This is a genomic window from Thiocapsa sp. (assembly GCF_018399035.1).
Classification (GTDB): domain Bacteria; phylum Pseudomonadota; class Gammaproteobacteria; order Chromatiales; family Chromatiaceae; genus Thiocapsa.
In genome coordinates, this window is the sequence record NZ_CP073760.1 from 334,665 (window position 1) to 358,519 (window position 23,855).

The 23,855-nt window shown below is 63.5% G+C and carries 24 protein-coding genes; 17 read left to right on the top strand and 7 right to left on the bottom strand.

Going from position 1 to position 23,855, the window contains the following annotated elements; all coding sequences use genetic code 11:
- The first annotated feature begins 176 nt into the window (after nt 1-176).
- Both KFB96_RS01555 and yegQ read left to right on the top strand, forming a co-directional pair.
- Nucleotides 177-1,352 (top strand): ChaN family lipoprotein, encoded by a 1,176-nt coding sequence (locus tag KFB96_RS01555; protein ID WP_300971227.1) that lies wholly within the window; start codon nt 177-179, stop codon nt 1,350-1,352.
- Complete coding sequence (gene yegQ / locus KFB96_RS01560) at nt 1,349-2,704, top strand: tRNA 5-hydroxyuridine modification protein YegQ (protein WP_300971228.1); 1,356 nt, start codon at nt 1,349-1,351, stop codon at nt 2,702-2,704. Before KFB96_RS01555 ends, yegQ begins: the two co-directional genes overlap by 4 nt.
- A 393-nt stretch (nt 2,705-3,097) precedes the next feature.
- On the opposite strand, the gene KFB96_RS01565 is transcribed toward yegQ, so the two are convergent.
- Nucleotides 3,098-3,562 carry a YcgN family cysteine cluster protein gene (locus KFB96_RS01565; RefSeq protein WP_213458645.1) on the bottom strand — a complete coding sequence of 155 codons (465 nt, stop codon included), beginning with the start codon at nt 3,560-3,562 and terminating at the stop codon, nt 3,098-3,100.
- Between the two features lie 497 nt (nt 3,563-4,059).
- Between KFB96_RS01565 and KFB96_RS01570 the strand changes: the two genes are divergently transcribed.
- From KFB96_RS01570 to KFB96_RS01590, 5 genes are all read left to right on the top strand, one after another.
- The gene (locus tag KFB96_RS01570; RefSeq protein ID WP_213458646.1) at nt 4,060-4,599 is read left to right on the top strand and encodes a methylated-DNA--[protein]-cysteine S-methyltransferase; all 540 of its coding nucleotides are present in this window, start codon (nt 4,060-4,062) and stop codon (nt 4,597-4,599) included.
- A 304-nt stretch (nt 4,600-4,903) separates the two neighbouring features.
- On the top strand, nt 4,904-5,800 hold the full coding sequence (xerD, locus tag KFB96_RS01575) for a site-specific tyrosine recombinase XerD (protein WP_213458647.1): 897 nt from the start codon (nt 4,904-4,906) through the stop codon (nt 5,798-5,800).
- 89 nt (nt 5,801-5,889) lie between these two features.
- The gene (locus tag KFB96_RS01580; RefSeq protein ID WP_213458648.1) at nt 5,890-6,372 is read left to right on the top strand and encodes a YajQ family cyclic di-GMP-binding protein; all 483 of its coding nucleotides are present in this window, start codon (nt 5,890-5,892) and stop codon (nt 6,370-6,372) included.
- 7 nt (nt 6,373-6,379) lie between these two features.
- A complete protein-coding gene (locus KFB96_RS01585) occupies nt 6,380-7,114 on the top strand; it encodes a DsbC family protein (protein ID WP_213458649.1) in 735 nt (244 codons plus the stop codon).
- A 52-nt stretch (nt 7,115-7,166) separates the two neighbouring features.
- Nucleotides 7,167-7,940, top strand: a complete 774-nt coding sequence (locus KFB96_RS01590; RefSeq protein WP_213458650.1) for a PP2C family serine/threonine-protein phosphatase — start codon at nt 7,167-7,169, stop codon at nt 7,938-7,940.
- 145 nt (nt 7,941-8,085) lie between these two features.
- Here KFB96_RS01590 and KFB96_RS01595 read toward each other — a convergent pair whose 3' ends face one another.
- Complete coding sequence (locus KFB96_RS01595) at nt 8,086-9,021, bottom strand: hypothetical protein (protein WP_213458651.1); 936 nt, start codon at nt 9,019-9,021, stop codon at nt 8,086-8,088.
- A 261-nt stretch (nt 9,022-9,282) separates the two neighbouring features.
- Between KFB96_RS01595 and KFB96_RS01600 the strand changes: the two genes are divergently transcribed.
- The 5 genes from KFB96_RS01600 (at nt 9,283) to KFB96_RS01620 (ending at nt 14,560) form a co-directional block, all read left to right on the top strand.
- A complete protein-coding gene (locus KFB96_RS01600; protein WP_213458652.1) occupies nt 9,283-12,870 on the top strand; it encodes a DUF1566 domain-containing protein in 3,588 nt (1,195 codons plus the stop codon).
- A 50-nt stretch (nt 12,871-12,920) separates the two neighbouring features.
- Nucleotides 12,921-13,274, top strand: a complete 354-nt coding sequence (locus KFB96_RS01605) for a four helix bundle protein (RefSeq protein ID WP_213458653.1) — start codon at nt 12,921-12,923, stop codon at nt 13,272-13,274.
- A gap of 346 nt (nt 13,275-13,620) precedes the next feature.
- Nucleotides 13,621-13,827, top strand: coding sequence for a hypothetical protein (locus KFB96_RS01610; protein ID WP_213458654.1), 207 nt, complete (start codon nt 13,621-13,623; stop codon nt 13,825-13,827).
- Nucleotides 13,824-14,090, top strand: coding sequence for a type II toxin-antitoxin system RelE/ParE family toxin (locus tag KFB96_RS01615; RefSeq protein WP_213458655.1), 267 nt, complete (start codon nt 13,824-13,826; stop codon nt 14,088-14,090). Before KFB96_RS01610 ends, KFB96_RS01615 begins: the two co-directional genes overlap by 4 nt.
- 284 nt (nt 14,091-14,374) lie before the next feature.
- A complete protein-coding gene (locus KFB96_RS01620; protein WP_300971771.1) occupies nt 14,375-14,560 on the top strand; it encodes a DUF1566 domain-containing protein in 186 nt (61 codons plus the stop codon).
- 169 nt (nt 14,561-14,729) lie between these two features.
- Here KFB96_RS01620 and KFB96_RS01625 read toward each other — a convergent pair whose 3' ends face one another.
- On the bottom strand, nt 14,730-15,170 hold the full coding sequence (locus KFB96_RS01625; protein ID WP_213458657.1) for a four helix bundle protein: 441 nt from the start codon (nt 15,168-15,170) through the stop codon (nt 14,730-14,732).
- Nucleotides 15,171-15,250: 80 nt separating this feature from the next.
- Between KFB96_RS01625 and KFB96_RS01630 the strand changes: the two genes are divergently transcribed.
- The 5 genes from KFB96_RS01630 to KFB96_RS01650 all read left to right on the top strand — a co-directional run bounded on the left by KFB96_RS01630 (nt 15,251) and on the right by KFB96_RS01650 (nt 18,110).
- Nucleotides 15,251-16,036, top strand: a complete 786-nt coding sequence (locus tag KFB96_RS01630) for a hypothetical protein (protein ID WP_213458658.1) — start codon at nt 15,251-15,253, stop codon at nt 16,034-16,036.
- A 104-nt stretch (nt 16,037-16,140) separates the two neighbouring features.
- Nucleotides 16,141-16,611 carry a DUF1566 domain-containing protein gene (locus KFB96_RS01635; RefSeq protein WP_213458659.1) on the top strand — a complete coding sequence of 157 codons (471 nt, stop codon included), beginning with the start codon at nt 16,141-16,143 and terminating at the stop codon, nt 16,609-16,611.
- Between the two features lie 236 nt (nt 16,612-16,847).
- The gene (locus KFB96_RS01640; RefSeq protein WP_213458660.1) at nt 16,848-17,378 is read left to right on the top strand and encodes a transposase; all 531 of its coding nucleotides are present in this window, start codon (nt 16,848-16,850) and stop codon (nt 17,376-17,378) included.
- A 275-nt stretch (nt 17,379-17,653) separates the two neighbouring features.
- Nucleotides 17,654-17,887: a DUF4160 domain-containing protein gene (locus KFB96_RS01645; RefSeq protein ID WP_213458661.1), complete on the top strand. Its 234-nt coding sequence runs from the start codon at nt 17,654-17,656 to the stop codon at nt 17,885-17,887.
- On the top strand, nt 17,865-18,110 hold the full coding sequence (locus tag KFB96_RS01650) for a DUF2442 domain-containing protein (RefSeq protein WP_213458662.1): 246 nt from the start codon (nt 17,865-17,867) through the stop codon (nt 18,108-18,110). Before KFB96_RS01645 ends, KFB96_RS01650 begins: the two co-directional genes overlap by 23 nt.
- Nucleotides 18,111-18,231: 121 nt before the next feature.
- Here the strand turns inward: KFB96_RS01650 and KFB96_RS01655 are convergent, their stop codons facing one another.
- From KFB96_RS01655 to KFB96_RS01670, 4 genes are all read right to left on the bottom strand, one after another.
- On the bottom strand, nt 18,232-18,681 hold the full coding sequence (locus KFB96_RS01655) for a DUF29 domain-containing protein (protein ID WP_213458663.1): 450 nt from the start codon (nt 18,679-18,681) through the stop codon (nt 18,232-18,234).
- 348 nt (nt 18,682-19,029) lie between these two features.
- Nucleotides 19,030-21,618: a DNA mismatch repair protein MutS gene (gene mutS / locus KFB96_RS01660; RefSeq protein ID WP_213458664.1), complete on the bottom strand. Its 2,589-nt coding sequence runs from the start codon at nt 21,616-21,618 to the stop codon at nt 19,030-19,032.
- 228 nt (nt 21,619-21,846) lie between these two features.
- Nucleotides 21,847-22,836: a DUF3782 domain-containing protein gene (locus tag KFB96_RS01665; RefSeq protein ID WP_213458665.1), complete on the bottom strand. Its 990-nt coding sequence runs from the start codon at nt 22,834-22,836 to the stop codon at nt 21,847-21,849.
- Nucleotides 22,837-23,059: 223 nt separating this feature from the next.
- Entirely contained in the window at nt 23,060-23,809 is a 750-nt protein-coding gene (locus KFB96_RS01670) for an MBL fold metallo-hydrolase (RefSeq protein WP_213458666.1), read from the bottom strand.
- Nucleotides 23,810-23,855: the final 46 nt, after the last annotated feature.

A 23,855-nucleotide genomic window follows, 5' to 3' on the forward strand; every position in this document is an offset into this window, starting at 1 on the left:
CGAGAAGGATCGACCCGAGAAGGATCGAACGGAAGAGTAAGAGGCTTGAAACGAAAGGGTTTCGCATCAGTCTAGGGTCCAGGCGGCTGAGGGATCGGGAGCGCGAGCGAGCTGTCCGCATTGCGCCGTCAACACATATGCGGGCCGAATCGGCTCATGACCAGAGAGGATTTTTCGTGTCCTATTTTCAACTGTCGGCGTTCGTCGTGACGGCCGTGCTGGTCTCCGGTGCCTGTGCAGGGACCGGGCCTGCGCATCCGAAGACACCTCCCCCACCAGCGGACGTGTCGCAGGCGCCCGACCCTGGGACCCGTGTTCTGCATCTTGCCGCGCTGTCGGACATGAGTGACCTGCTCGATCGCATCGCCGATCGGCGTGTCGTCTTTGTCGGCGAGAGCCACGACCGCTACGAGGACCACCTCAACCAACTGGCCGTGATCGAAGGTCTGCACGCGCGCGGTAAACCCCTGGCAATCGGGATGGAGTTCTTTCAACAGCCCTATCAGGCGGCGATCGACGCCTATATCGCGGGTGAGATCGACGAGGCGGAGTTTCTGCGCCGCACGGAATATTTCGACCGCTGGCGTTTCGACTATCGGCTCTATCGTCCGATCCTGCGTTTCGCCCGCGAGCACGGCATCCCGGTGATTGCGCTGAACCTCGAAGCCGAGCTGACCCGGCGTGTCGGCGAGGTCGGCATCGCGGGTCTGAACGAGGCCGAGCGCGCACGGATCCCGGCCGAGATCGATCGCAGCGACCCGACCTACCGCGAGCGCATCGAGGCGGTCTTTGCGATGCACCCGAGCGAGCGCAAGCAGGACGTGGAGAACTTCATCGAGGTCCAGCTCCTTTGGGACGAGGGGATGGCCGAGCGCGCGGCGACCTATCTCGAGGCGAACCCCGGGCGCACGCTCGTCGTGCTGGCCGGATCGGGTCACGTCGAGTACGGGCAAGGGATCCCCGGTCGGCTGACGCGCCGTCTCGATGTCCCGTCGGTGACCATCCTCAACGGGACCCGGCGCGGCATGGATCCGGCAGCGGCGGACTTCTTTCTCTATCCGAAGGAGATTGCGCTGCCCCCGTCCGGTTTGCTCGGCGTGATGCTTGAGTCGGGGATCGACAGGGGCGGTGCGCTCGTCCAAGGCTTCGCGGAGTCGAGCGGCGCCAAGGATGCGGGTCTCCAGGAAGGGGATCGTATCGTGCAGATCGGCGACCAACCGGTGAGCGCCTATGCCGACGTGCGCATCGCCTTGCTTGACAAGGGGCCGGGAGAGACGATGCCCGTCGAGGTCCTGCGCGAGCGCACGCTCGGTACCGACGAGCGGCTGAGCTTCCAGGTGGAGCTGCGTTGAGCCCTCGGCGACCGGAGCTGCTCTCGCCCGCGGGCTCGCCGCAGGCCATGCGTTACGCCTTTGCCTACGGGGCCGATGCGGTCTATGCCGGTCTGCCCCGATACAGCCTGCGGGTGCGCAACAACGCCTTCGACGGGGCGACGCTCGCGAGCGCCGTCACCGAGGCGCACGCAAGCGGCAAACGCTTCTATCTGGCCGCCAACATCCTCTCGCACGGCGCGAAGCTCAAGAGCTTCATCGCGGATCTGGAGCCGATCGTCGCGATGGGTCCGGACGCCCTGATCATGGCCGACCCCGGCCTGATCATGCTGGTGCGCGAGCGCTGGCCGGATCAGGCGATCCACCTTTCGGTCCAGGCGAACACCACCAATGCCGCGGCGGTGCGCTTCTGGGCGGCGCAGGGGGTCTCGCGGGTCATCCTCTCGCGCGAGCTGTCGTTGGACGAGGTGGCGGAGATCCGCGCCGCCTGCCCGGACGTCGAGCTTGAGGTCTTCGTGCACGGCGCACTCTGCATCGCCTACTCGGGGCGCTGTTTGTTGTCGGGTTATTTCAATCATCGCGACGCCAACCAGGGCGCCTGCACCAACGCGTGCCGTTGGGACTATCGAGTGGCGAGTGCCGTGTCGACCGAGCCACACGCACCGAGTCCGGACCTGTCCCTCGACATCGCGGGCGATATCGCGGGCGCGTCGCGGCATCCGGCCGCCGACGAGGTCTATCTGCTCGAAGAACGCGAGCGCCCGGGCTCCTATCTGCCGATCTTCGAGGACGAGGCGGGGACCTATATCCTCAACTCGCGCGACTTGCGCGCGGTCGAGCATGTCGCGCGGCTGGTGTCGATGGGAATCGATTCGCTGAAGATCGAGGGCCGGACCAAGTCGCACTACTATGTCGCGCGCACCGCTCAGGTCTACCGTGCCGCGATCGACGACGCGCTCGCCGGGCGCGCGTTCCGCAGCGATCTGCTGACCGATCTGGAAGGGCTTGCCAACCGCGGCTACACCGAGGGCTTCTACCGGCGCCATGCCCCGAGCGAGCTGCAGAACTACGACGACGGTGCCTCGCGCAACCAGCGGCAGATCTTTGTCGGCGAGGTCACCGGCAGCAGCGCCGGATGGGTGGACGTCAGGGTCAAGAACCGCTTCGCGGTGGGTGATGAGTTGGAGCTCTTGACCCCGGCCGGGAATCACCGCTTCCGCTTGGAATCCATGCGCAAAGACGATGATACGGAGCTTCAGCTCGCGCCGGGTGACGGCTGGGAGGTGCGTATACCCATCCCGGCAGCGGTTTCCGCGGCGCTCGGCGGGCACGCGTTGCTGACTCGAATGCTTTCCGAGCCGCCCGGCCCGTAATCCGTGAGAGTGATGCCGACTGAAAGGAGGCGCAACGCCGGGTTGGCATGTTGGGCGATTTCCAAGATAGGCATCCCGACTGCACATGCCTGGAAGGCATCGAGTCCCTTACGCCGTAAGTCTTGAGCAAACCGTTGCAGAATTTTTCGTTGTCGTTGTCGTTGTCGTGTTCGTGGTCGTCCGGAATCCGATTACGACAACGACAACGACAACGACAACGACACAACAAGTAGAGCCTTCGACCACTTTTCCTGTTTACGGCTCTGCCGGTAGATCCTTTTCCGGAAATCACCTTGTGCCTCGCGTGGCTCGGCACAACCCACGGCGCGTCCAGGATCACCGCCGTAGGTTGTGCCGACGACAGGAAGCACAACGCTGCGCCGGAAACCGGGTTCAACGGATCCAATCGATGAGATGCATCAGCGGGTCTGTCTTGGGCCCCGGCTTGATGGCCCGCCCGTATAGGCTCTGCCCGGCTTCCAAGACGGTATCCGGATCTCCGGTGATCAGCGGATGCCAGCTCGGCAACGGCTTGCCCTCGGCCAACAATCGGTAGGCGCAAGTCTCCGGAAGCCACCGTGCGTTCGCCAATGCAGCAGGTGTCAGTGTGACGCAATCGGGCATGCGTCTCGCCCGATCGGCATAATCGCTGCACCGGCAGCTGTCGAGATCCAGAAGCGCGCAGGCGACGCGCGAATAGATGATGTCCCCGGTCTCCTCTTCCTCGAACTTCTCGAGACAGCATTTCGCGCAGCCGTCGCAGAGCGACTCCCACTGCTCGGGGGTCATGGCGGAGAGCGGGGTCGTTTCCCAGAATCTCGCCATCCCTTCAACCGGGCCTTGATCGGGTTCGCTCATCTCGGGCATATCCACAGGTCACTGATTTCGCCTATTTTGACCGATCCGAACGGTCGATGCACTCCGCGTCGGGCGGGCCGTCGGTTGGATTTCGAGCCGGTGAATCCGATCCCGGCGCTTCGTAACGAGGCCTCATCGGACCGATGTTCCCCGTTGTGGCCTTGACTTTTTTGCGAACCCGGAAGGTGTCGCAGAGACGTTGTGCACACCGACAGGCGTCGCCCGGCGGGAGGATCGGGGGCGTCGGGCCTGATCGTACTTTTTTCAGGAAAATCCTTAATCCGTTGTTTTTATTATTGTCTCACTATTCCTTTTGGTCATGGGGTTTCGAAAAACAGTGACATGGGCGCTGCCGTCATTCCCTACCGCACAACTCGCCCACAGACTTATCCACAGGCTGGCCTTGCCTTCCCCGGCGCAACGGTGCGGGCTAAGATGAACCCGACCTCGCCTCGGCCGAAGACCGGATGGCCGATACACCATCAGAGGAAGACACCATGCCGCAGACTCTGATCGAGACCCCGATCGGCGCGATCGCAATCCACTGGAAGGGCGAGACCTTGATCGGCGTTGATTTAGACCCGCCGGCCGCGGGAGCCGACGTGAGGTCGGAAACGATGCCGTCGGCTATCCGACTGCAGATCACGGCCTATTTCGAGCAGGCGGCGACCGCTTTCGATCTCCCGGTCGTGCTGCTCGGCACCGATTTTCAGCAACGGGTCTGGGCCGAGCTGCGTCGGATCCCCTCGGGCGAGACCCGCACCTACGGCGAGATCGCGCGACAACTCGGGAGCGCCCCACGTGCGGTCGGGCAGGCCTGTCGCGCCAACCCCTGTCCGATCGTGGTGCCTTGCCATCGGGTGGTCGCGGTCAACGGCCTCGGCGGTTTCTCGGGCGATACGAGCGGACGCAAGCTCGAGGTCAAACGCTGGCTGCTCTCGCACGAAGCCTGTAAACCGCGTCTGTGCTCTCAACAGACGTTTGAGTCGGACCCTCTGCCGGAGGATCCCCGAGGACTTTTCCCTGACGCGGTTTAAACCGCGCCCAGTGCGGTATGCGATGTTTTTGGATGGGATCGGCCCCGGCGGATTTCAGAGCCGCTGGAGCCGGCGCGGTTTAAGATATTAAAAAATATAAAATTTTAAACCGCGTCCCCCGCTAAGGGTCGTGGATTCACCAAACTTCGAACTCACTCGAAAGTGAGCATCTCGCTCTGGACGCGGTTTAGATGAAAAAACAAAAAGAAGTGAATCACTTAAACCGCGTCTGCTCCGGCGCTCGCAGGCTGCCGAGATGCCGACTCCGGATGATGAGCTCGCAGGTCGCAGGAGACGCGGTTTGATGCCTGGCGATTCGGGGGTGATCGAGGGTTTCGCCGATGCACTCTGGCTCGAGCGGGGTCTGAGTCCGAATACGCTGGCGGCCTATCAATCGGATCTGCGTGCCTTCGCCGCTTGGGTCGCGCGCGAGCGTGATCGCTCGCTGATCGAGGCGCAGCGGCTCGATCTGCTGGATTATTTGGTTGTTCTTTCGCAGGAGGGTCGCAAGCCGCGATCCAGTGCGCGTCTGCTGTCCTGCCTACGCCAGTTCTATCAATATCTGCTGCGGCGCGGTGTGATCCGTGAAGATCCGAGCGCCCGCGTCGAGGCACCGAAGCTGGGTCGACCTCTGCCCAAGAGTCTGAGCGAGCTCGAGGTGGAGGCGCTGTTAGGTGCGCCGGACACCGCCGATGCGCGGGGGCACCGTGATCGCACCATGCTCGAGGTGCTCTACGCAAGCGGTTTGCGGGTCACCGAGCTGGTGACCCTGACGACCGGGCAGGTCGGTCTGACGCAGGGCGTCGTGCGGATCGTCGGCAAGGGCGACAAGGAGCGGCTGGTGCCGCTCGGAGAGGAAGCGACATCCTGGCTGCTCGATTATCTACGCGGACCGCGGGCCGAGCTGCTCGGCGGTCGCGTGACCGATTATCTCTTTCCGACCTGCCGCAGCGCGTGCATGACGCGTCAGGCGTTCTGGCTGCTGATCAAGCGCTATGCCCTCGATGCGGGCGTCTTCAAACCCCTGTCGCCCCACACCCTGCGCCATGCCTTCGCCACGCACCTGCTCAACCACGGCGCGGATCTGCGGGTGGTGCAGATGCTCTTGGGCCACAGCGACCTTTCAACCACACAGATCTACACCCATGTTGCGCGTGAGCGTTTGAAGCAGCTCCATGCGCGCCATCATCCACGGGGCTGAAGGAAGGCCCTGCGCGAGCGGTTCGCTTTTGGCGGGTTTTCTCGCACAATGCCCGTCTTCGGTGATTTGCCTGTGGAGCAAGAAAAGCTATGCCATCGTTCGACATCGTCTCGGAAATCGACCTGCAGGAAGTCCGCAATGCGGTCGACCAGGCCAACCGCGAGATCGACACCCGGTTTGACTTCAAGGGGGTGAAGGCGAGTTTCGAGCTGAGCGACGAGAAGATCCTGATGATCGGCGAGCAGGAATTTCACCTGCAGCAGATGATGGATATCCTCCGTCAGAAGCTGGTCAAACGAAAGATCGATCTCTCTTCGCTCGACCCCGGCGACCCGGTTTCGAATCTCAGCGCGGCCCGCCAGGAGATCGCACTCAAACAGGGCGTCGACAGCGAGACCGCCAAGCGCATGGTCAAGGCCATCAAGGCCGGCAAGACCAAGGTGCAGGCCCAGATCCAGGGGGACCAGGTCCGTGTCTCCGGAAAAAAACGTGATGACCTTCAGGAAGCGATTGCGCTGCTGCGCGGCGAAGACTGGGGTTTGCCGATCCAGTTCACCAACTTCAGAGATTGAACATCCAATGACCAAAGCCAGAATTTCCGCGCTCGCCCTTGCCGCACTGACGCTCGTCGCGGGGTCCGCATGGGCATCGCCCGAGAAGACCATTCGGGATGCGCTCGGCAAGATCGTCCCGGGCATCGAGATCGACAGCGTGACCGCCTCGCCCGTGAAGGGGCTCTTCGAGGTCATGGTCGGCACCCAACTGATGTACGTGACCGCCGACGGGCGTTACTTTGTCGATGGTCGGATCGTCGATCTGACGACGCGCGAGGACATGACCGAGCCGCGCCTGGCAGGGGCACGCAAGACCCTGGTCGACGGGGTCGGAGAATCCCAAATGGTCGTCTTCGGGCCGGCCGACGCCAAGCACACGGTGACCATCTTCACCGATATCGAATGCGGTTACTGTCGCAAGCTGCACGGCCAGATCGACGAGTATGCGCAGGAGGGGATCCGGGTCCGTTACCTCTTCTATCCACGCGCCGGGCAGGGCAGTCCCGCGTACACCGAGGCCGTATCGGTGTGGTGCGCCGGCGATGCCGCCGCCCAGCGTACGGCCATGACGGACGCAAAGGCCGGTAAGGCGATCACGGAGAAGACCTGCGAGAACCCGGTCGATGCGCACATGGCGCTCGGCGCGGAGCTTGGCCTGCGCGGGACCCCGGCTATCCTCACCGAGACCGGCGAGATGATCCCGGGCTACGTGGAGCCCAAGCGTCTGGCGGCCCAGCTCAACGGGGCGCCTGGATCCTGAGCCTCGATCCTCGGGCGCAGGCGATGACATCGAAGCGATGTGCAGTGGCGTCATGACGGCTCACACCCTCGAATATGCCTGGCGCACCGACCGCGGCCGGGTGCGTAAGGGCAACGAGGATGCAGTGGCAGTCGATCCCGTCCTCGGCTTCTTGATCGTGGCGGACGGCATCGGCGGCGCCCGTGCCGGCGAGGTCGCAAGCGCACTTGCGGCGGAGGTCATCGCCAAACGCTTCCGAGAGGACATGGCCCATCGACTGCATCCGGACGCGGCGAAGGACTTTGTCGAGACGGCGATCCAGGATGCCAATGGCGCCGTCTGGACCCTGAGCCAAGCGGAGCCGGATCTCTCCGGGATGGGGACAACCGTGGTGGTCGGGGCTGTCGGAGACGATTGGCTGGCCTTCGGCTACGTGGGCGATTCGCGCCTATATCGGTTGCGCGAGGGACGATTGGAGCCGCTTTCGCGGGACCATTCCTTTATTCAGGAGGTCGTCGATCAGGGCTTCTTCAGCACGCGCGAGGATGCCCGCCGCTACGGCATCGGGGCAAACATCCTGACCCGAGCATTGGGCTCGTCGCCCAAGGTCAAGGTCTCCTGCGGGGTTGCCGATCTCGCGTGCGGCGACATCTTCCTGTTCTGTACCGACGGACTTACCGGCATGGTCCCGGAGGATTGGCTGTGTCAGGTGCTCACGGCGAGCTTCGGGAACGATCTCGAGCCCGCCGCCGAGGCGCTGGTGCGTCTGGCCAACGAGCGTGGCGGCAACGACAACATCACCCTGGCGCTGCTTCGGGTCGGCGGGCCCTCGACCGAATCCCGCTAAGGAACGATTCCAAAAACAAATAAACATGTAGGCTGGGGTGAGCTTGCGAACCCCAGCTTGACGCCTGCGCCAGGGGTGCCGGGGTTCGCAAGCTCACCCCAGCCTACGCATGAATCAAGGTGTTCACCTTGTTTCTGAATCATCCCTAAGGCTTGAACCCGAATGCCGTCGCGCCGCTCGCCGCCGCCCGGTCCAACTCCGCCAGCACCTGCCCGACGAGACCCTGCAATGCCGGCGGGGCTTGATCGGCATACGCGTTCAAGAAGGCAATAACGCCCGATTGGTCGGAGATCCCCGCCGTGCGTCCCGCCAACACCGTGCTCACGGCACTGCGATTGCGGTCCATCAAGGCGCGCGCCTGCCGCAGCAGCCCGGGGCTCCGCAAGAAGACCGCCAAGGCATCGCCCGACTGCGCATAGAGCGCCTCCACCGCGTCCCGCCCGCTCGGCGAGCGGATCAACACCTCGTCGCGGTAGCGCCGCAGCAGATCCAGATCGGACGGCCGCGAGAAGAGCCGCGCATAGGCCATCGGCCACTCTTCGTCCCCGCCCGATTCGGCGCGGACGATCGCCGAGGTTGCCGCGAACCCATAACCCACCGCCGTCGCGCTGGCGCTGAAGTTCACCGCGGTGCTCTGCCCCTCCGTCAAGGCCGAGGTGAATTCGGCCGTCAGCAGCCGTTTCGGCAGGCTTCCCGGCCACTGCCCCGGCAGGCTTGCCCAGGCGATCTGCACGAAGCAGTCGGTCTGCGGATCCGCGTCATAGTCGGTTTGGGTGTCGTCTTGGCAATCCGTGTCGGCGCCGATCTTGGCCGTGTCCAAGACATCGCTCTGACCCTGCAAGGTCAGCCGCGCCGAATTCCAATGCAGTCGCAGCCCCAAGCCCGTCAACAGCGGGTTCCGGTCGCTCGCGGTGTAATCGACGCCGATGCCCAGAGCCGCGCCGGACGCCGCCTCCTGACTCGGCGGGTCGGGCGTGATCTGTTGGGTCTGCGCGTGCGCGCCGACACCGGTCAGCAGCAAACAGGCCAGCGCCGGCCCGACCAGGCGCGCAGTCCATGACGGGGGTCTCGGCAGCATCATCGAACCTCTCCTGAAATGATCCTACAGCCCGCCTCGGCCGCCACCGGCGAGGCCCGGCTGATCCGCGATCGGCGTCGGCGAATCGGCGCGTGCAAATTCGCGCGAGCCCGCTACACTTGGCAAGATTTCCCCAGGGTGTGTGTGGGCGCAAGCATAGCCCCCCGGCGTCCGGATCGCTAGACCATCCCGCGGGGACCCTGCGCGATCCCGGTGTCGTCGGCACAATGGCCCGTCCCAATCGTCGATGGAGTGAGTCGAATCATGGCAGAACTGATACGCGGTCCGCGCGTGCTGGTCGCCGCGGTGCTGATCGGATGTGCGGTGTGGGGCCAGATCCAGGCCGCCGAGCCGGTGTGCAGTCTGGATGTGGACGGCAATGGCGTGATCGAGGCAACCAAGGACGGCACCCTCCTGATCCGGCATAGCTTCGGATTCGGCGGCGATGCGCTGATCAGCGGCGCCGTGGGCACGGGCGCCACCCGCACCACCGCCTCCGACATCACGGCCTGGCTCAACCGTTACGAATGCGCCGACATGCTCGATGTCGATGCCGACGGGCGCCGGGATGGCTTGACCGATGGACTCTTGCAGCGGCGCTATCTCGCCGGCTACCAGGGTTCGGCCCTGATCGATGGCGCCGTCGCCGAGGGTGCTGCGCGTGCCACGGCTGCCGCGATCGAGAGCCACCTGTCCTTCTACCAAAACTTGGATGCCTCCATTCGCATCCAGCCGCCGCAGATCGCGGGTGGTGGTTACCTGCTCTCGGGCGTGACCGCACGTCTGTCGTTGGCGGTTGACTACACAGGTACGGGCATCCTTGCCCATGAGCTGATCGACGGACCCGCCGGCATGACCATCGACGGCCGCAGCGGCCTGCTGACATGGGTGCCGCCCGTGGCGGCCGAAGGCACCGAGGTCCAGGTGCAGGTGCAGGTCAGCGACGGCGAAATCAGCGACAGTCTCGGCTTCAGCCTGGCCGTCGCCGCGCCCCAGCCCATCGCCACCGTCGTCGATGGCGACACTGTCACCGTCGTCGAGCCCGGCACGCTGCAAGGGCTCGCCCTGACCCTGCCGGCGCAAGTCTCTCCGCTGACACGTGCGCGCGGCGTGCAGGCGGTGGCCGGCATGGCCGATGTCGGCGTCTCGGTGATCCCTGAGGCGGAGGCGCCGCCCATGCCGGCCGAGGTCATCCGCGTCAGCGACTTCTTCCGCACCACGCCGCTCGTGGCCGAGGACGGCGAGATCCGCATCACGCTGCCGACGGTGGAACCGCCGGCGGGCTATTCTCCCTACGACCTCTCTCTCTACATCTACACCGATGGGGTTACCGATGTCGATGGACCTATCTGGGTGCGCATCCGCAGGCACATTGAGATCGATCAGGACGGCAATCGAACCGTGGAGCTGCACGGGATCGGAAAACCCTCCTTCATCGGGGTTCCGGTCGATGCGCTCGAACAGAGCAAGCGAGTTCCGGAAGAGCTGAAGGCAACCCCTGAGCGTGACTGCACAACACGGACGATCGAGGTTGGCGGAAGGACACTCGATTCAGAATGCTGCAATGAAGAGGAATGTGTACTAGGGCTATGCTGGCAAATCGACGAGGACCCGGTTTGCCGTGTCGATACCGACGACGATGGCGATTTCAATGATGAAGCCTTTGCTGTTTCAATCCTAGACTTCTCCAAGAACAACTGGGATTGGTCCGCCAGCACCCGGCAGCCATACATTCACGAGCTACTGCAGTGGCTCTACACGGCCACTACCTGGTTTGATGAAAGCGACTTCGATTATGACGCGGCTTTTGAGTGTGTCGTAGAAGAATGCGTCATAGATAAGAAAAAATGTGCAGGGTATGTCAGCTCCGATGAAAACTACGGAACGCTTCACCTGTCTAAGAGCAATTATACTGAGGCTTTCATGCAAGGAACGGCTGTGCATGAATTCTTTCACCACGCGCAGTCTCGCACTAGAATCGTAGGTAAGGACAACATGCTTCGAGAAGTGGGGGTTGTCAAAGGCTCGTGGCTCCTCGAAGGAACGGCGAGATGGTTCGAGGACGAGCTTTACGACAGCCTCGATACTTATACGTTCAAAGAATATCAACCCCATCCGCGTATACTTGAGAAAGGCTTTGCGGCCCCGCACTCTAAAAATAAAAAATCTGACGCGACCTGGGCCTATGCCCGCTTCGCACTCTGGAAGCTCATCGATCTTGAATGCCAGGTCTCCGAACGCGGGGACGGTTGGCGCAGTCTCCTCAATGGAGATTTTAGCGGTGATGACACCACCGGCATCGTCAACCTCGGACAGCGCATCGCGGGATGGAACTGTGATTTCGGCACCGGCACCGGAGCGGCGAACAAGAGCACGCTCGGCGCTGCCTTGGCCCGGTATCAGGATGCCACGATTCGACTGGACGATATCGAAAAGCTCGACGGCGGCCCGGAGCCCAGCTTCCAATTCGACCGAGATGTCCCGCGCCTCGTGCCTGACTCGGATCGCTCCAATTTTGTTTCGGGCAGCATCCCCGCGGCCGGTGCTTCGAGCTTCGTCCTGGCCGGCGGCGCATCCATCCCGGCCGGCAAGCAGGCCGTGGCGCGGATCACGAGCGACGACGCCCCGGTCTGGATGACCCTGGTCAGCCCGGATTCCGCCTTTATCGCGCAGCCGGGCGTCGCTGTTCACGAGACGCCGGCCGGTTGGGTCGGCACGTCCGGGGCGGTCGACTACCCCTATGCTCGCTCCCCGAGCCGGTTGCCCGAGGTCTATGTCCACCTGGTCAACCCTTCGCTCGACGCGGACATCCGGGTTACCCTCTCGGTCGCCTACGAACCCATCCCCGGCGCCATCGGCCCGGTCGAGGTCACCCCGTCCAGCGGGAGCTGGAGCAGCTCGCCCCAAGCGCTGGATCTGCACAGCGACGGCGCCGAGGCCCTGTATTACACCATGGTCAACACCTACGACGGCTCGACGCCGCCCGACCCGCGCACGCCCACGCCGTCGGACAACGACAACGACCGCGACTACGACGGGCCGGACGATACGTTCGAGTATTACGGCCGCTGCGGCACACTCAAACGCACCAAGCTGCGTTTCGTCGGCTGCGATCAGGACACCTGCGGGCCGGCGAGCGGCGTCTATGCCTACCAGATGGATCTGCGCGGTGCGCCCTGCCCGGTCGAAGGGGCCGAACCCCTGAACGACACCGGCATCGACTGGTGCGCGGACGGGACTCGGAACTTCCTCGCCTGCCCGGTCGCCGGCTACCCCTGGCAGGATGCCCAGGACGGTCGGGATGCGCATCAGCACGACGACAGCGACGGCCACGCCGGTTTCAGCTTCACCAAGCTCGACGCCAACGGCAACGCCCTGTCGGCCAGCGCGACGAGCTGGCGCTGCGTGCGCGACAACGTCACCGGGCTGGTGTGGGAGGTGAAGACCGACGACGGCGGCCTGCGCGATAAGGACTGGAGATACACCTGGTACAACCCCGACCCGGGCACGAACGGCGGAGACGCGGGAACGCAGGACGGTGGCTCCTGCTCGGGCAGTGCCTGCGATACCCATGCCTTCGTGCAGGCGGTCAATGCGGCGGGTCTCTGCGGCGCCCGCGACTGGCGCCTGCCGTCGGTCGATGAATTGCTCTCGATTATCAGCAATGATCGGATCAATCCTGCCATTGATACGGGCTATTTTCCGTACACGGTTTCGAATGGGTTCTGGTCTTCGTCGCCGATTGCCGGCTATTCGGACCGCGCGTGGCCCGTCAATTTCGGCTATGGCAACGTCGGCCACTACGAAAAGAGCTACGCGTTATACGTTCGGCTCGTGCGCGCGGGACAGTGATTTTGCCTTTTTGTTTGTCTTGATCGATCGAGCGAAAAGGGGAGAGACGGATGCAACAGCTCAATCATCTGCCGATCTGGCGTGATGCCAACCGCCTGCTGCTCGGCATCGAGCAGGCGGTGCGCCAGTTCCCGCGTTATCACAAATACACGCTCGGCACCGATCTGCGCCGGCAGGCGATGACGGTCTGCCGGCTCATCCTGCGTGCCGCGGACAAGGGCGAGGGGCAGCGTGCCCGCGTCACCCGCGTCGTCGAGGCGGTGGATGATCTGAAGATCCAGATCCAGCTCGGCAAGGAATTGCAGGCCTTTCACAGCTTCCGACAATTCCAAGAGCTCGCCGAGCTGGCCGTGGCTGTCGGCAAGCAAAGCGGTGGATGGCGCAAGTCCGCTCGGCTGGCATAAGCGAGTTGCTCCGCCAAGGCCACCGAGAGCCTGTAGGCTGGGGTGAACGCGAGTGAACCCCGGCATCCCGGGCGCAGGCGTTAAGCTGGGGTTCGCAAGCTCACCCCAGCCTACGGTGGATTGCACTCCCCGCCGTGGGCCGGTACTCGCGATGTGTCGGCGGCAGGCTGTAGGCTGGGGTGAACGAGAGTGAACCCCGGCATCCCGGGCGCAGGCGTTAAGCCGGGGTTCGCAAGCTCACCCCAGCCTACGGTGGATCGCCATCCCCGCCGCAGGCCGGGATTCGCGATGTGTAGCATGGATATTGTTGTCGACTCTTATTACCTTGGCCCGGAGACCTGAACCGATGCAATCTGATCTTGATCCGCAGCGCCTGAAGCAAATCGTTAAGGACGCATTGCTCGAGGTTCTCGACGAAGAACGGGACATGCTGGGTGACGTCTTGGTCGCGTCGATAGAAGACCTTGCCTTGGCCGAAGCAATTCGCAAAGGACGAACAACCGACTTGGTCGATCGAGACGCCGTGCTTGATGTCTTGGGGGAAAAGGGTTGAAGGTTGCCTTTCGGTCCAGCTTCGTTCGCGACCTAAAGAAGATCCGAGACCGGGCAGCCCTCTCCGCGGTACGGGCAGCGCTTGAGCGGATGGAAGCTGCCGACTCCTTTGATGGGATCGACGGGCTGCGAAAGCTGGCCGGTGGGTCGGGCTTTTATCGCATCCGCGTCGGCGACTATCGAATCGGGCTCGCCGTGAGCGACGGCGGAATCGAATGCGTGCGCTGCCTGCATCGCCGCGAGATCTACAAGCATTTTCCTTAAAATTGTAGGCTGGGGTGAACGCGAGTGAACCCCGGCATCGCCAGCGTCACCGCAAGCCGGGGTTCGCAAGCTCACCCCAGCCTACGGGGATTGCTACCCTGGTTTCGGCGGCGGGGCTTTTGGGTTTTGTGCTGGAGGGGAAGGTGTGAGGGCGTCCGACGGCCGGAACCGTGCCGGTACCCGTGTGTCGTGATGCGCTGCGCGGGGTCGGTCGACGGGTGTGCCGAGGTCACTGTGCGCCGGCGCCGCCGCCGTGATGACGGCGGCATGATGTGTCCGATCGCGTGCTACCGAATGGATGCGCGCGACCGGCAGAAGAGCGTCGGCTATGGGTTCGGTTGTTCTGGTCTTCGTCGCCGAATGCCAACAATTCGGACAACGCGTGGAACGTCAATTTCAACAATGGCAACGTCAACAACAACAATAAGAACAACACGAAATACGTTCGGCTCGTGCGCGCGGGAGTGTGACACGGGCGGTGTCTTTTCGTTTCGGGCCGTCTACGACGGCTACCGTGCCTGCCGGCGACGCAAGCGTGGCACGGCCAACGCGCAGCGCTATGAGCTGCGGCTGTTGGACCAACTCGTTGACACCGCACGGACGCTGCAGGATCGCACCTACGCATCTTCCCTCTCGCCCTCAGGCTTCGTTGTCCTTGACGTTGTCGATATCGTTGTCGTTGTCGTTGTCGTAATCGAAATCGCTGTACACCCCGAAATCCTCCCGCATCTCATGGTTTCTCTGCCCGAGTTTGGTCAACATCGACACGATTCGAGTCAGCATCGCCTTACCTTGGGTATTCTGGTCGGCAGTCAGTGCCTGGCAGGATGCGAGGCAGTCCTGGATCGCTGCGCATTCCAACGCCGAACCGCGAGCGATCTCGAAAAAGCGGCGCCGATCGGCGTTCGTCCCTTTGCCGTTGCCTTCTGCAATATTGAGCGGGATGGACTGGGAGGCGCGCAGCAGTTGGTCCCGTGCGTGGCGGTCAATCCCTTTCAAGCCCCTGGCGATTGCGTACGCCCAGGACACATACCGGATCGCGACCTGATAGACGTCGAGTTGTTCGTGACCGAAAGGCATTTTTTTTCCGAATTTCGATTACGACAACGACAACGACAACGACAACGACAACGATCTTGCTGTTGCGGATGGGGTGCGAGATGAGTTTGAGCGTCTCGGGGCGAGCCGTCGATCCCTTTTTCTCGGATAACCTGGACTTGGATCTGAGGCACGAACGCCGCCTGCGGCCGGTCAGCGACGGCGCCGACTTCCTCGGTTACATCGTCCGCCCGCACTATCGGCTGGTGCGTCGCCGCGTGGTCGGGAATCTGCGCGAGAAGCTGGCGGCGTTTGCCCGCGAGTACATCAGTGGATCCGGGCTGCGCCTACCGCCGGGGCCGCGCGAGCGGTTGCGCGCGGTGCTGGCGAGCTATCTGGGGCACTTTGCGCATGCCGATGCCCACCGCCTTGTTCGGCGCCTGTTCGACGAACACCCGTGGCTGGACCAACTGTTTGGACTGGTCGAGCGACCGAGCGGCGGCGGGGCGCAAACCCGGAGCCTCCAGCCGCACTGGCAGCCGCCCGCGGTCACCTCGCTGCGCAGCCAAGTGGCCTGGTTTCGCCGGACATTCGTGCCGACCCTGGTTCTGGTCCAATTGGGCAACCGGGTGGCTGCGTTCGGCCCCGATCTGGAGCGGTTGCGCCAAGCGGTGCCCTGGGTCGAACGCTGGCGCACGACGCGCGTCGAGACCCGCGCCGGTCTGGACAACGGCTGTTCCTGGCCGCTGTCGCACATGAAGGGTCTTGGGCGCGGACTGCGCCGGGCCGGCCAGCCCTATCTGTTCGCCGCAGAGGAGGGCTATCTCCCCGGCGGTATGAAACGGCGTGTCCTGCGCTATCTGTTCGTCGGCGACGGCGCCGCGCCGTGGCAGGGCACTGCTGTATGACCGGCGGAGCGCCGGCGGGTGTCCATGTCGATCCATGATCCAGGGAGTAGAAACGCATGTCGATTTGCAGAGTGAGAAGGCTGCTGGCGGTGGTGATCTTGGTCTTGAGCGGCACCGGCCACGCGGCGCAGACCTGCCGCGACGACATCCGGGCGACCGCGCCGGACAGCCGCTATCAGGACAACGGCAACGGCACCGTCACGGACCGGGCGACGGGCCTGATCTGGAAACAATGTGCCGAGGGCCGCAGCGGCGCCGGCTGCGCGACCGGCAGCGCACAAACCTTCACCTGGCAAGCGGCGCTGCAGCATGCCGAGGCCGCGGTCTTTGCCGGCAGCTCGCTGTGGCGGCTGCCGAACAAGAACGAGCTGGCGTCGTTGGTGGAGCGACGTTGCTACGACCCCGCGATCAATGCGACCTTTTTTCCGAATACGCCGTCATCCGTGTTATGGTCTTCGTCGCCGTATGCCGACTTTTCGGACAACGCGTGGATCGTCGGTTTCGGCGGTGGCGGCGTCTACTACTACCTTAAGGACCTCACGTTTTACGTTCGGCTCGTGCGCGCGGGACAGTGATTTTGCCTTTTGTTTTTCTTGTCGATCGGGCCGCATCCTTGCGTCGGCCATCCGAAACACATCATAGATTGTAGGCTGGGGTGAGCTTGCGAACCCCGGCTTGCGGTGGCGCTGGCCATGCCGGGGTTCGCAAGCTCACCCCAGCCTACGGAGATGGCCGCGGCGACTGCAGTCGGTCGGGACGAGGGTACCGGCCGGACAAGATGAGGGAGCGGAGAACTAGCGGAGAACGCGTCATGCGGACGTATCGGCGGGTATGGAGTGCCGGCGGTACCTATTTCTTCACACTGGTCCTGGCCGAGCGCCGGGGCAATGATCTGTTGGTTCGCCATGTCGATGCGTTGCGCGAGGCGTTGCGTCTCACCAAACGCGATTGGCCGTTCACGATCGAAGGGATCTGTATCCTGCCGGATCATCTGCATTGCATCTGGACCTTACCGGACGGGGATGCCGACTTCGCCACGCGTTGGTCGCTGGTCAAGCAACGCTTCTCGCGCGCCGTGCCGGTCGGGGAATCCGTTTCGACAAGCCGGCGGCGTAAAGGTGAGCGCGGGGTGTGGCAGCGGCGTTATTGGGAGCATCTCGTTCGTGACGAGAATGACTATCGGAGGCATATGGACTACATCCATTACAATCCGGTGAAACATGGTTATGTTCAACGGGTGCCGGAGTGGCCGTATTCATCCTTTACCCGGCTCGTGCAGGCCGGTGTGTACCCCGTCGATTGGGGAGCGGAGCCCGAGAGGCCGGGGGTTGTCGGTGAGTGATGTTCGCTAGTGTAGGCTGGGGTGAGCTTGCGAACCCCGGCTTGCGGTGGCGCTGGCCATGCCGGGGTTCGCAAGCTCACCCCAGCCTACGGCAAGGATCCAGGAAAAGGGCGCAGGTTCGTTTTCTGCTAAGCTTTCCGCTTGCCCAGACACCCCCCGAGTCCATCTTGACGCTGTGCCGTTGCATCTCTTGATGATATGCCGTTGGATGCCTCAGGGGCTATCCCTGGTATTTTTCCGGTTTTTTCGCACGCAAAACCCTTGCGGCCTTTTCGATGCCAACACTCCTGCGGCAAGACGGATTTCAATTCTTCTCCTATGCTAACGAGCATGAGCCAAAACACGTTCACGTCGCCAAGGGCGACGACTACGCAAAGATTGAGCTGCATACCTTTGCGGTCAAAGTCGATCACATGAAGCCGAAAGACCTGAAGAAGGCATTAGCCGTCGTTAAACTTCACAATCTCGAATTTGAGGAACGCTGGGATGAATGGCAGCGCAAAAGGTAAGGCCGTACACTTCGATGATCGCCATCTCCACGTTGAGTTGAAAGATGGCAGAGTCATTTCCACTCCGATCCATTGGTACCCCGAATTACAATCGGCGACACTCCGCCAGGTTGGGAATTATTCTTTCATTTGCCGTGGTACGGGAATCGAATGGCCGGACTTGGATTATCATCTCAGCATCGAAAGCATGCTCGCCTATTCTGATGAACGTCAAGTCGCATAGGCCGAGAAGAGGTTCGTTTCTAAGCTTCCCCCATGACCAGACGTCCCCGAGTCCATCTTTTTGCCGGCTGATTCCCGCGCAAGATCCGTAGCCGACTCTTGTTCTCCGCCAGCCGACGCACTCAATCCGGCAGCGCGTTCTCTTGCAGGAGCTGCTCGACGCTGAACGGGCAGGTTTCGGGGAAGATCGATGGCGCCAGGCCCGTCTCGAGCATCGCTTGTTTGCGGGCACCGTCATAACGGCTGGCGGCGAGCTCAGCGAGTCGCGGCCGAAGGCTTGGGCTGTCGCGAAGGATCGCGGAGATCTCATCGCGAGCATTCGCGATGGACAAGCGCCAGTTGATTCCTCGATGGCTCGGTTGATGCCGCCACTTGAGGAGGTGCAGCATCAGGATTTTCAGGTGACTTTCAAGCGCGCGCCGGTCGCTCTTGCCCATGTCTTCGATCTCCTCGGCGACCTGCGCTAGATCCACCTGATCGACGCATCCCGAACGCAGCCGCTGGGCCGTTTGCAGGGTCCAGGCATAGAAATCGCCATCGTAATCGGCATGCCGATCGGTCGGACTGGTCATGGGTACCCCGCAAGGAGCGTTCCTTCGGCGTCGGCGCGTCGATCCTTACAAGCGCAGATCTCGGCGTCTCAGCATCAAGAATAGGTCATCGCCGCATTGGTTGCGAGCGCTGCTCGTCTCGTCTTTTCCGATTCCCATGCACCGGAGAATGTGCAACGTCAGCGCTGCCGCAAGCTGGGGTTTGCAGGCTTACCCCAGCCTACGAGCTTTGCCGTGGCATGGACGCCCCGGTCGCCCGCGTGGGACATCGGTGTTGTAGGCTGGGGTGAGCGGGTGCGAACCCCGGCATGGCCACCGCCACCTTGTAGGGCAAACCGCGGTGTGCCCGACGTCACCACGGGCAGCCCGTCAAGGATTAGACACTCGATCTGCCGCCAGATCCTTCATGCGATACACCAACTCCAAAGCCGCTCGGGGCGTCAAGCCGTCCGGCTCGATGGCCTCCATGGCCTCCAGAAGGGGATGCGGCGGGGCGGGCTCGGGATCCGGCGGGAAGAGCGAGAGCTGCACGGCATCACGTTCCGCGTGTCGCCGCGCACCCGCTTCCAGCTCACGTAACCGCTCGCGTGCCCGCGAAATCACGAGGGCCGGGACGCCCGCAAGTGCGGCAACCGCCAAGCCATAGCTCTGGTTGGCCGGGCCCTCGCGCAGGGCGTGCATGAAGACGATGCGGGCACCATGCTCGACGGCGTCGAGATGGACGTTGGCGATGCCGGGATACTCCTCCGGCAAGGTCGTCAGCTCGAAATAGTGGGTCGCAAAAAGCCCGTAAGCGCCGATCCGTGTGGCCAGCTCCACCGCGCAGGACCAGGCGAGCGAGAGCCCGTCGAAGGTGCTGGTGCCGCGCCCGACCTCGTCCATCAACACCAGACTCTGAGCGGTCGCGTTGTTCAGAATGTTGGCCGTTTCCTCCATCTCCACCATGAAGGTCGAGCGCCCGCCCGCGAGGTCGTCCGAGGCGCCGATGCGCGAGAAGATGCGGTCGATGGGGCCGATGGTCGCCGCGCGCGCCGGGACGTAGCTGCCGCTGTAGGCGAGCAGCACGATCAAGGCGTTCTGGCGCATGTAGGTGGATTTGCCGCCCATGTTGGGGCCGGTGATGACCAGCATCCGACGGCGGCGATCAAGCCGCAGGCCGTTGGCGATGAAGGGGTCGTCCAGCACCGTCTCGACCACGGGGTGACGTCCGTCGTCGATCTCGATGATGGCCTCGTCGGTGAGATTCGGCCGGGACCAGTCCAGCACCCGGGCACGCTCGGCCAGATTGGCCAGCACGTCCAGCGTCGCGACGGCCTCGGCGCTCGCCTGCAGGGGCGCGAGCGACTCGGCGAGGGTGCCGAGCAGATCCTCGTAGAGCGCCTTCTCGCGGGCCAGCGCGCGCTCGCGGCTGCTCAACACCTCGTCCTCGAAGCGTTTGAGCTCAGGCGTGACATAGCGCTCGGCGCCCTTGAGCGTCTGGCGGCGGATGTAGTCCTCCGGGACCTGATCGGCCTGACTGCGACCGAGCTCGATGTAATAGCCGTGGACCCGGTTGTAACCGACCTTGAGTCCGGGGATGCCGGTGCGCTCGCGCTCGCGGGTCTCCAGGTCGAGCAGGAAGCGATCGGCATTGCTCGAGAGCTCGCGCAGACGATCGAGCTCCGCGTCGAGCCCGGATGCAATCACGCCGCCGTCGCGGATCAGCATCGGCGGTTGGGCGATGATGGCGCGTCGGAGCAGATCGAGGACGTCGGGATGTGTGCCGACCGCCTCGGCGAGGGTCAGGAGCAGCGGGTCGTCGCATCCCTGGAGCGGTGCGCGCAGATCCGGCAACTGGGCCAGCGCATCGCGCAGCGTGGCCAGATCCCGCGGGCGTGCCGAGCGCAACGCGATGCGCGAGAGGATGCGCTCCAGGTCGCCGATCCCGGCGAGGACCGTCTGCAGGTCGGCGTGCATGCCGGTGTCGATCAGGGTCCCGATTGCGGCATGACGCGACTGCACCTCCGAGCGAGTGCGCAACGGGCGACCGAGCCAGCGCCGCAGCAGACGGCTGCCCATCGCGGTCGCGGTGCGATCGAGCACGCCGGCCAGCGTGTGCTCGGGTCGACCGCCGAGACTCTCGGTGATCTCCAGATTGCGCCGGGTCGCGGCATCCAGGATCAGTGCCTCGTCGCGCTGCTCGGTCGTGAGCCCGCGCAGATGGGGCAGGGCGGCGAACTGGGTGTCGCGGACATACTGCAGAAGACAACCTGCCGCGCCGACGGCGAGATCCAGCCCGGCGCAGCCGAAGCCATTCAGGTCGCGGGTGCCGAACTGATCGCAGAGCAGACGCTCGCCGGTGTCGCGGTCGAAGTGCCAGCTCGGGCGGCGGGTCACGCCCCGGTCGATGCGCAGTGCATCCGGGAGCCGGCTGTCCTCGCCGACCAAGACCTCGGCCGGCTTCAGACGCTCCAGCTCGCTCGCGAGCGCCTCGCGCGTCGCCACCTCCAGCACGGAGAACCGACCGCTGGAGAGCTCCAGGACTGCCAGGCCATAGCCTTCGCGCCCCTCGGCGATCGCCGTGAGCAGGTTCTCGCGCCGATCGTCGAGCAGGGCCTCGTCGGTCAGGGTGCCCGGCGTGACCAGGCGCACGACCTTGCGCTCGACGGGCCCCTTGCTCTTGGCCGGGTCGCCGATCTGCTCGCAGATCGCGACCGAGACACCCTTGCGCACCAGACGCGCCAGATAAGCCTCGGCGGCATGATAGGGCACGCCCGCCATCGGGATCGGTTTGCCCGCCGACTGGCCCCGCTTGGTTAGGGTGATGTTCAGCAGCCGTGCGGCGCGCTCGGCGTCCTCGAAGAACAGCTCGTAGAAATCGCCCATCCGATAGAAGAGCAACATCTCCGGATACTCCGCCTTGAGACGGAGGTACTGCTGCATCACCGGGGTGTGCGCACTTCGGTCTGGTTTATCCATTGCCTGCAAGACGCTGAGGTGTAAGTCTGAGGGGGCGTGCCGAGAGGGTCGTGCGGAACGACGCCGTGTCGGTTGCGAGCTCGATGGTGCCCGGGCTCCAACGAGTCCGGATCGACGCATCTTCAAGAGTCAAGGCATTTCAATTCCTGAACCGCGTCCGGCACCACGCGATTGGTATCCGGCGACGCACACCGTCGCAAAAAGATCTCGGATGAACGGAGACGCGGTTCAGACGGCCTCGACCTCGGTCGAATCGCCATACATCTCGATCCCGAGCCGCTCGCCCACTTTGCGGGCGCGGCCGTCGATCATCGGCGAGATGACGATCAGGCGATTGGCCTTGCGCTCATGGCGTCGCTCGTAGAAACGCGCCTTGCGCTCGAAGATGTACATCCCGGCCTTGTCGATCGAGGACTTCAACTCGCAGATCAGCAGCAGGCCGTTCTTGATGATGACATCCAGCTCGATCTGATCCGGACGGCCGAAAACCTCGCCCGAGTCGTCGTAGTCGGTGACGTTCACCACCTGCACGTCGAAACTCTGCTCCAGGATGGCGGCTAGGGCATCGCGGAACGCCTTCTCCGATTGAAGCCCCCAACGCGAGCCGAGCGCACCGATGCCGCGATCGAACTTCTGCGCCTGGGCCATGATCTCGTTGTGCAGACGCTTGAGCTCTTCCTGGTTCGCATCCCAGCGGCGATTGCTGTCCGCTCGGCTTTCCTCCCAAAGACGACTCTGCTCGGCTCGGCTTTCCTCCCAAAGACGATTTTGCTCGGCTCGGTTCTCGTCCCAAAGGCGACGCCGCTCGGCTTGATTCGCCTCCCACTTCTGCGCTTGCTCCTTCCACCTCTGCGCCTCTTCCTCGCGCATGCGCTTGAGCTCGGCTTGATTCGCCTCCCACTTCTGCGCTTGCTCCTTCCACCTCTGCGCCTCTTCCTCGCGCATGCGCTTGAGCTCGGCCTGGTTCGCCTCCCACTTCCGCGCTTGCTCCTCGCGAATGAGCTTGAGCTCGGCCTGGTTCGCTTCCCATTTGCGCTCCTGCTTCTCGCGGTCGCGACGCAGCTCGCCAAGCAGCTCGTAGAATCGATCTCCGGTCTCCGTGCGGTCGGCGTAGGTGTCCCGTGTCAGCTCAATCACATAGGTCCGGAACGCTGGATCCTCCCGCAGCCAGGTCGGCAGCTCCCGCTTGATGGTCTCTTTCAGGGATTCCATGGTCATATCCGATGCCGAAAAGCGATTGTTCTGTGCCTGAGTCTACCAGAGCCGCGGGTACGGTGATTGCGCTCCAACCTGCCCACTGGGCCTGCCAAAGGGCGCTCCGGCTGTTGCTCGACCCGGTCCCGCGAGACGACGAGGCGATGTGTGCGGGTGTGTCGCAAACTGCACCACCCGGCAGCGCGGATACCGCGCCGCCGTGCGTATGGGATGCGCCGAGGCCCCCTCAGCCTTGCCGGCTCTCCCCGATCCGGTCGCAATACTGACTGAGGTTGTCCGGCACGCCGGGAGGGCAGACGCCGCATTCGCGGTTACCGGGAACCGCAAAGTCGATAAACTTCGGATAGGCGAGATCAAGCCCGTTCATCAGCTCGACGAAGGACTCGAGCGAGCGATTGCCGCCGAGTCGCGGGTTACGTGTCTTCTCCTGCGCGATGCTCGAGACCCAGCGTCCCTCGTAGTCGTGACCGGGGTAGACCAGCGTCTCCTCGGGCAGCGAGAAGAGCTTGCCGGCGACGCTGTGATACAAGGCAGCCGGGTCGCCGCTTTGGAAATCGGTCCGACCGCAGGCGTCGATCAGGAGTGCATCGCCGGTGAGAACACGCTCCCCGATCCGGTAGGCGTGATGGCCGTCGGTATGACCGGGGGTAAAGAGCGGGGCGATATGCAGAGTGCCGACCACCAGCGGTGTCCCTTCCTCGACCGGTACATCGATGCAGTCGAGCCCGTCGATCGCGGGGTGCGCGATCCGGCTGCCCGCTTCGCGCTTGAGCGTGAGTGCGGAGGTGATGTGATCGGCGTGGACATGCGTATCGAGCGTGAAGAGCAGCTTCAGCCCGAGCTTCGAGATCTCGGCCAGATCACGCTGCCAGGTGGGCAGCACCGGGTCGATCAAGATCGCCTCGCCCGTCTTTTCGCAGCCGAGTAGATAGGTGTAGGTACTGGAAACCGGTTCGAACAGTTGTTTGAAAAGCATCGTGTTCTCCGTTGAGAATGAAGCATACGAAAGGCGTATGGTAATG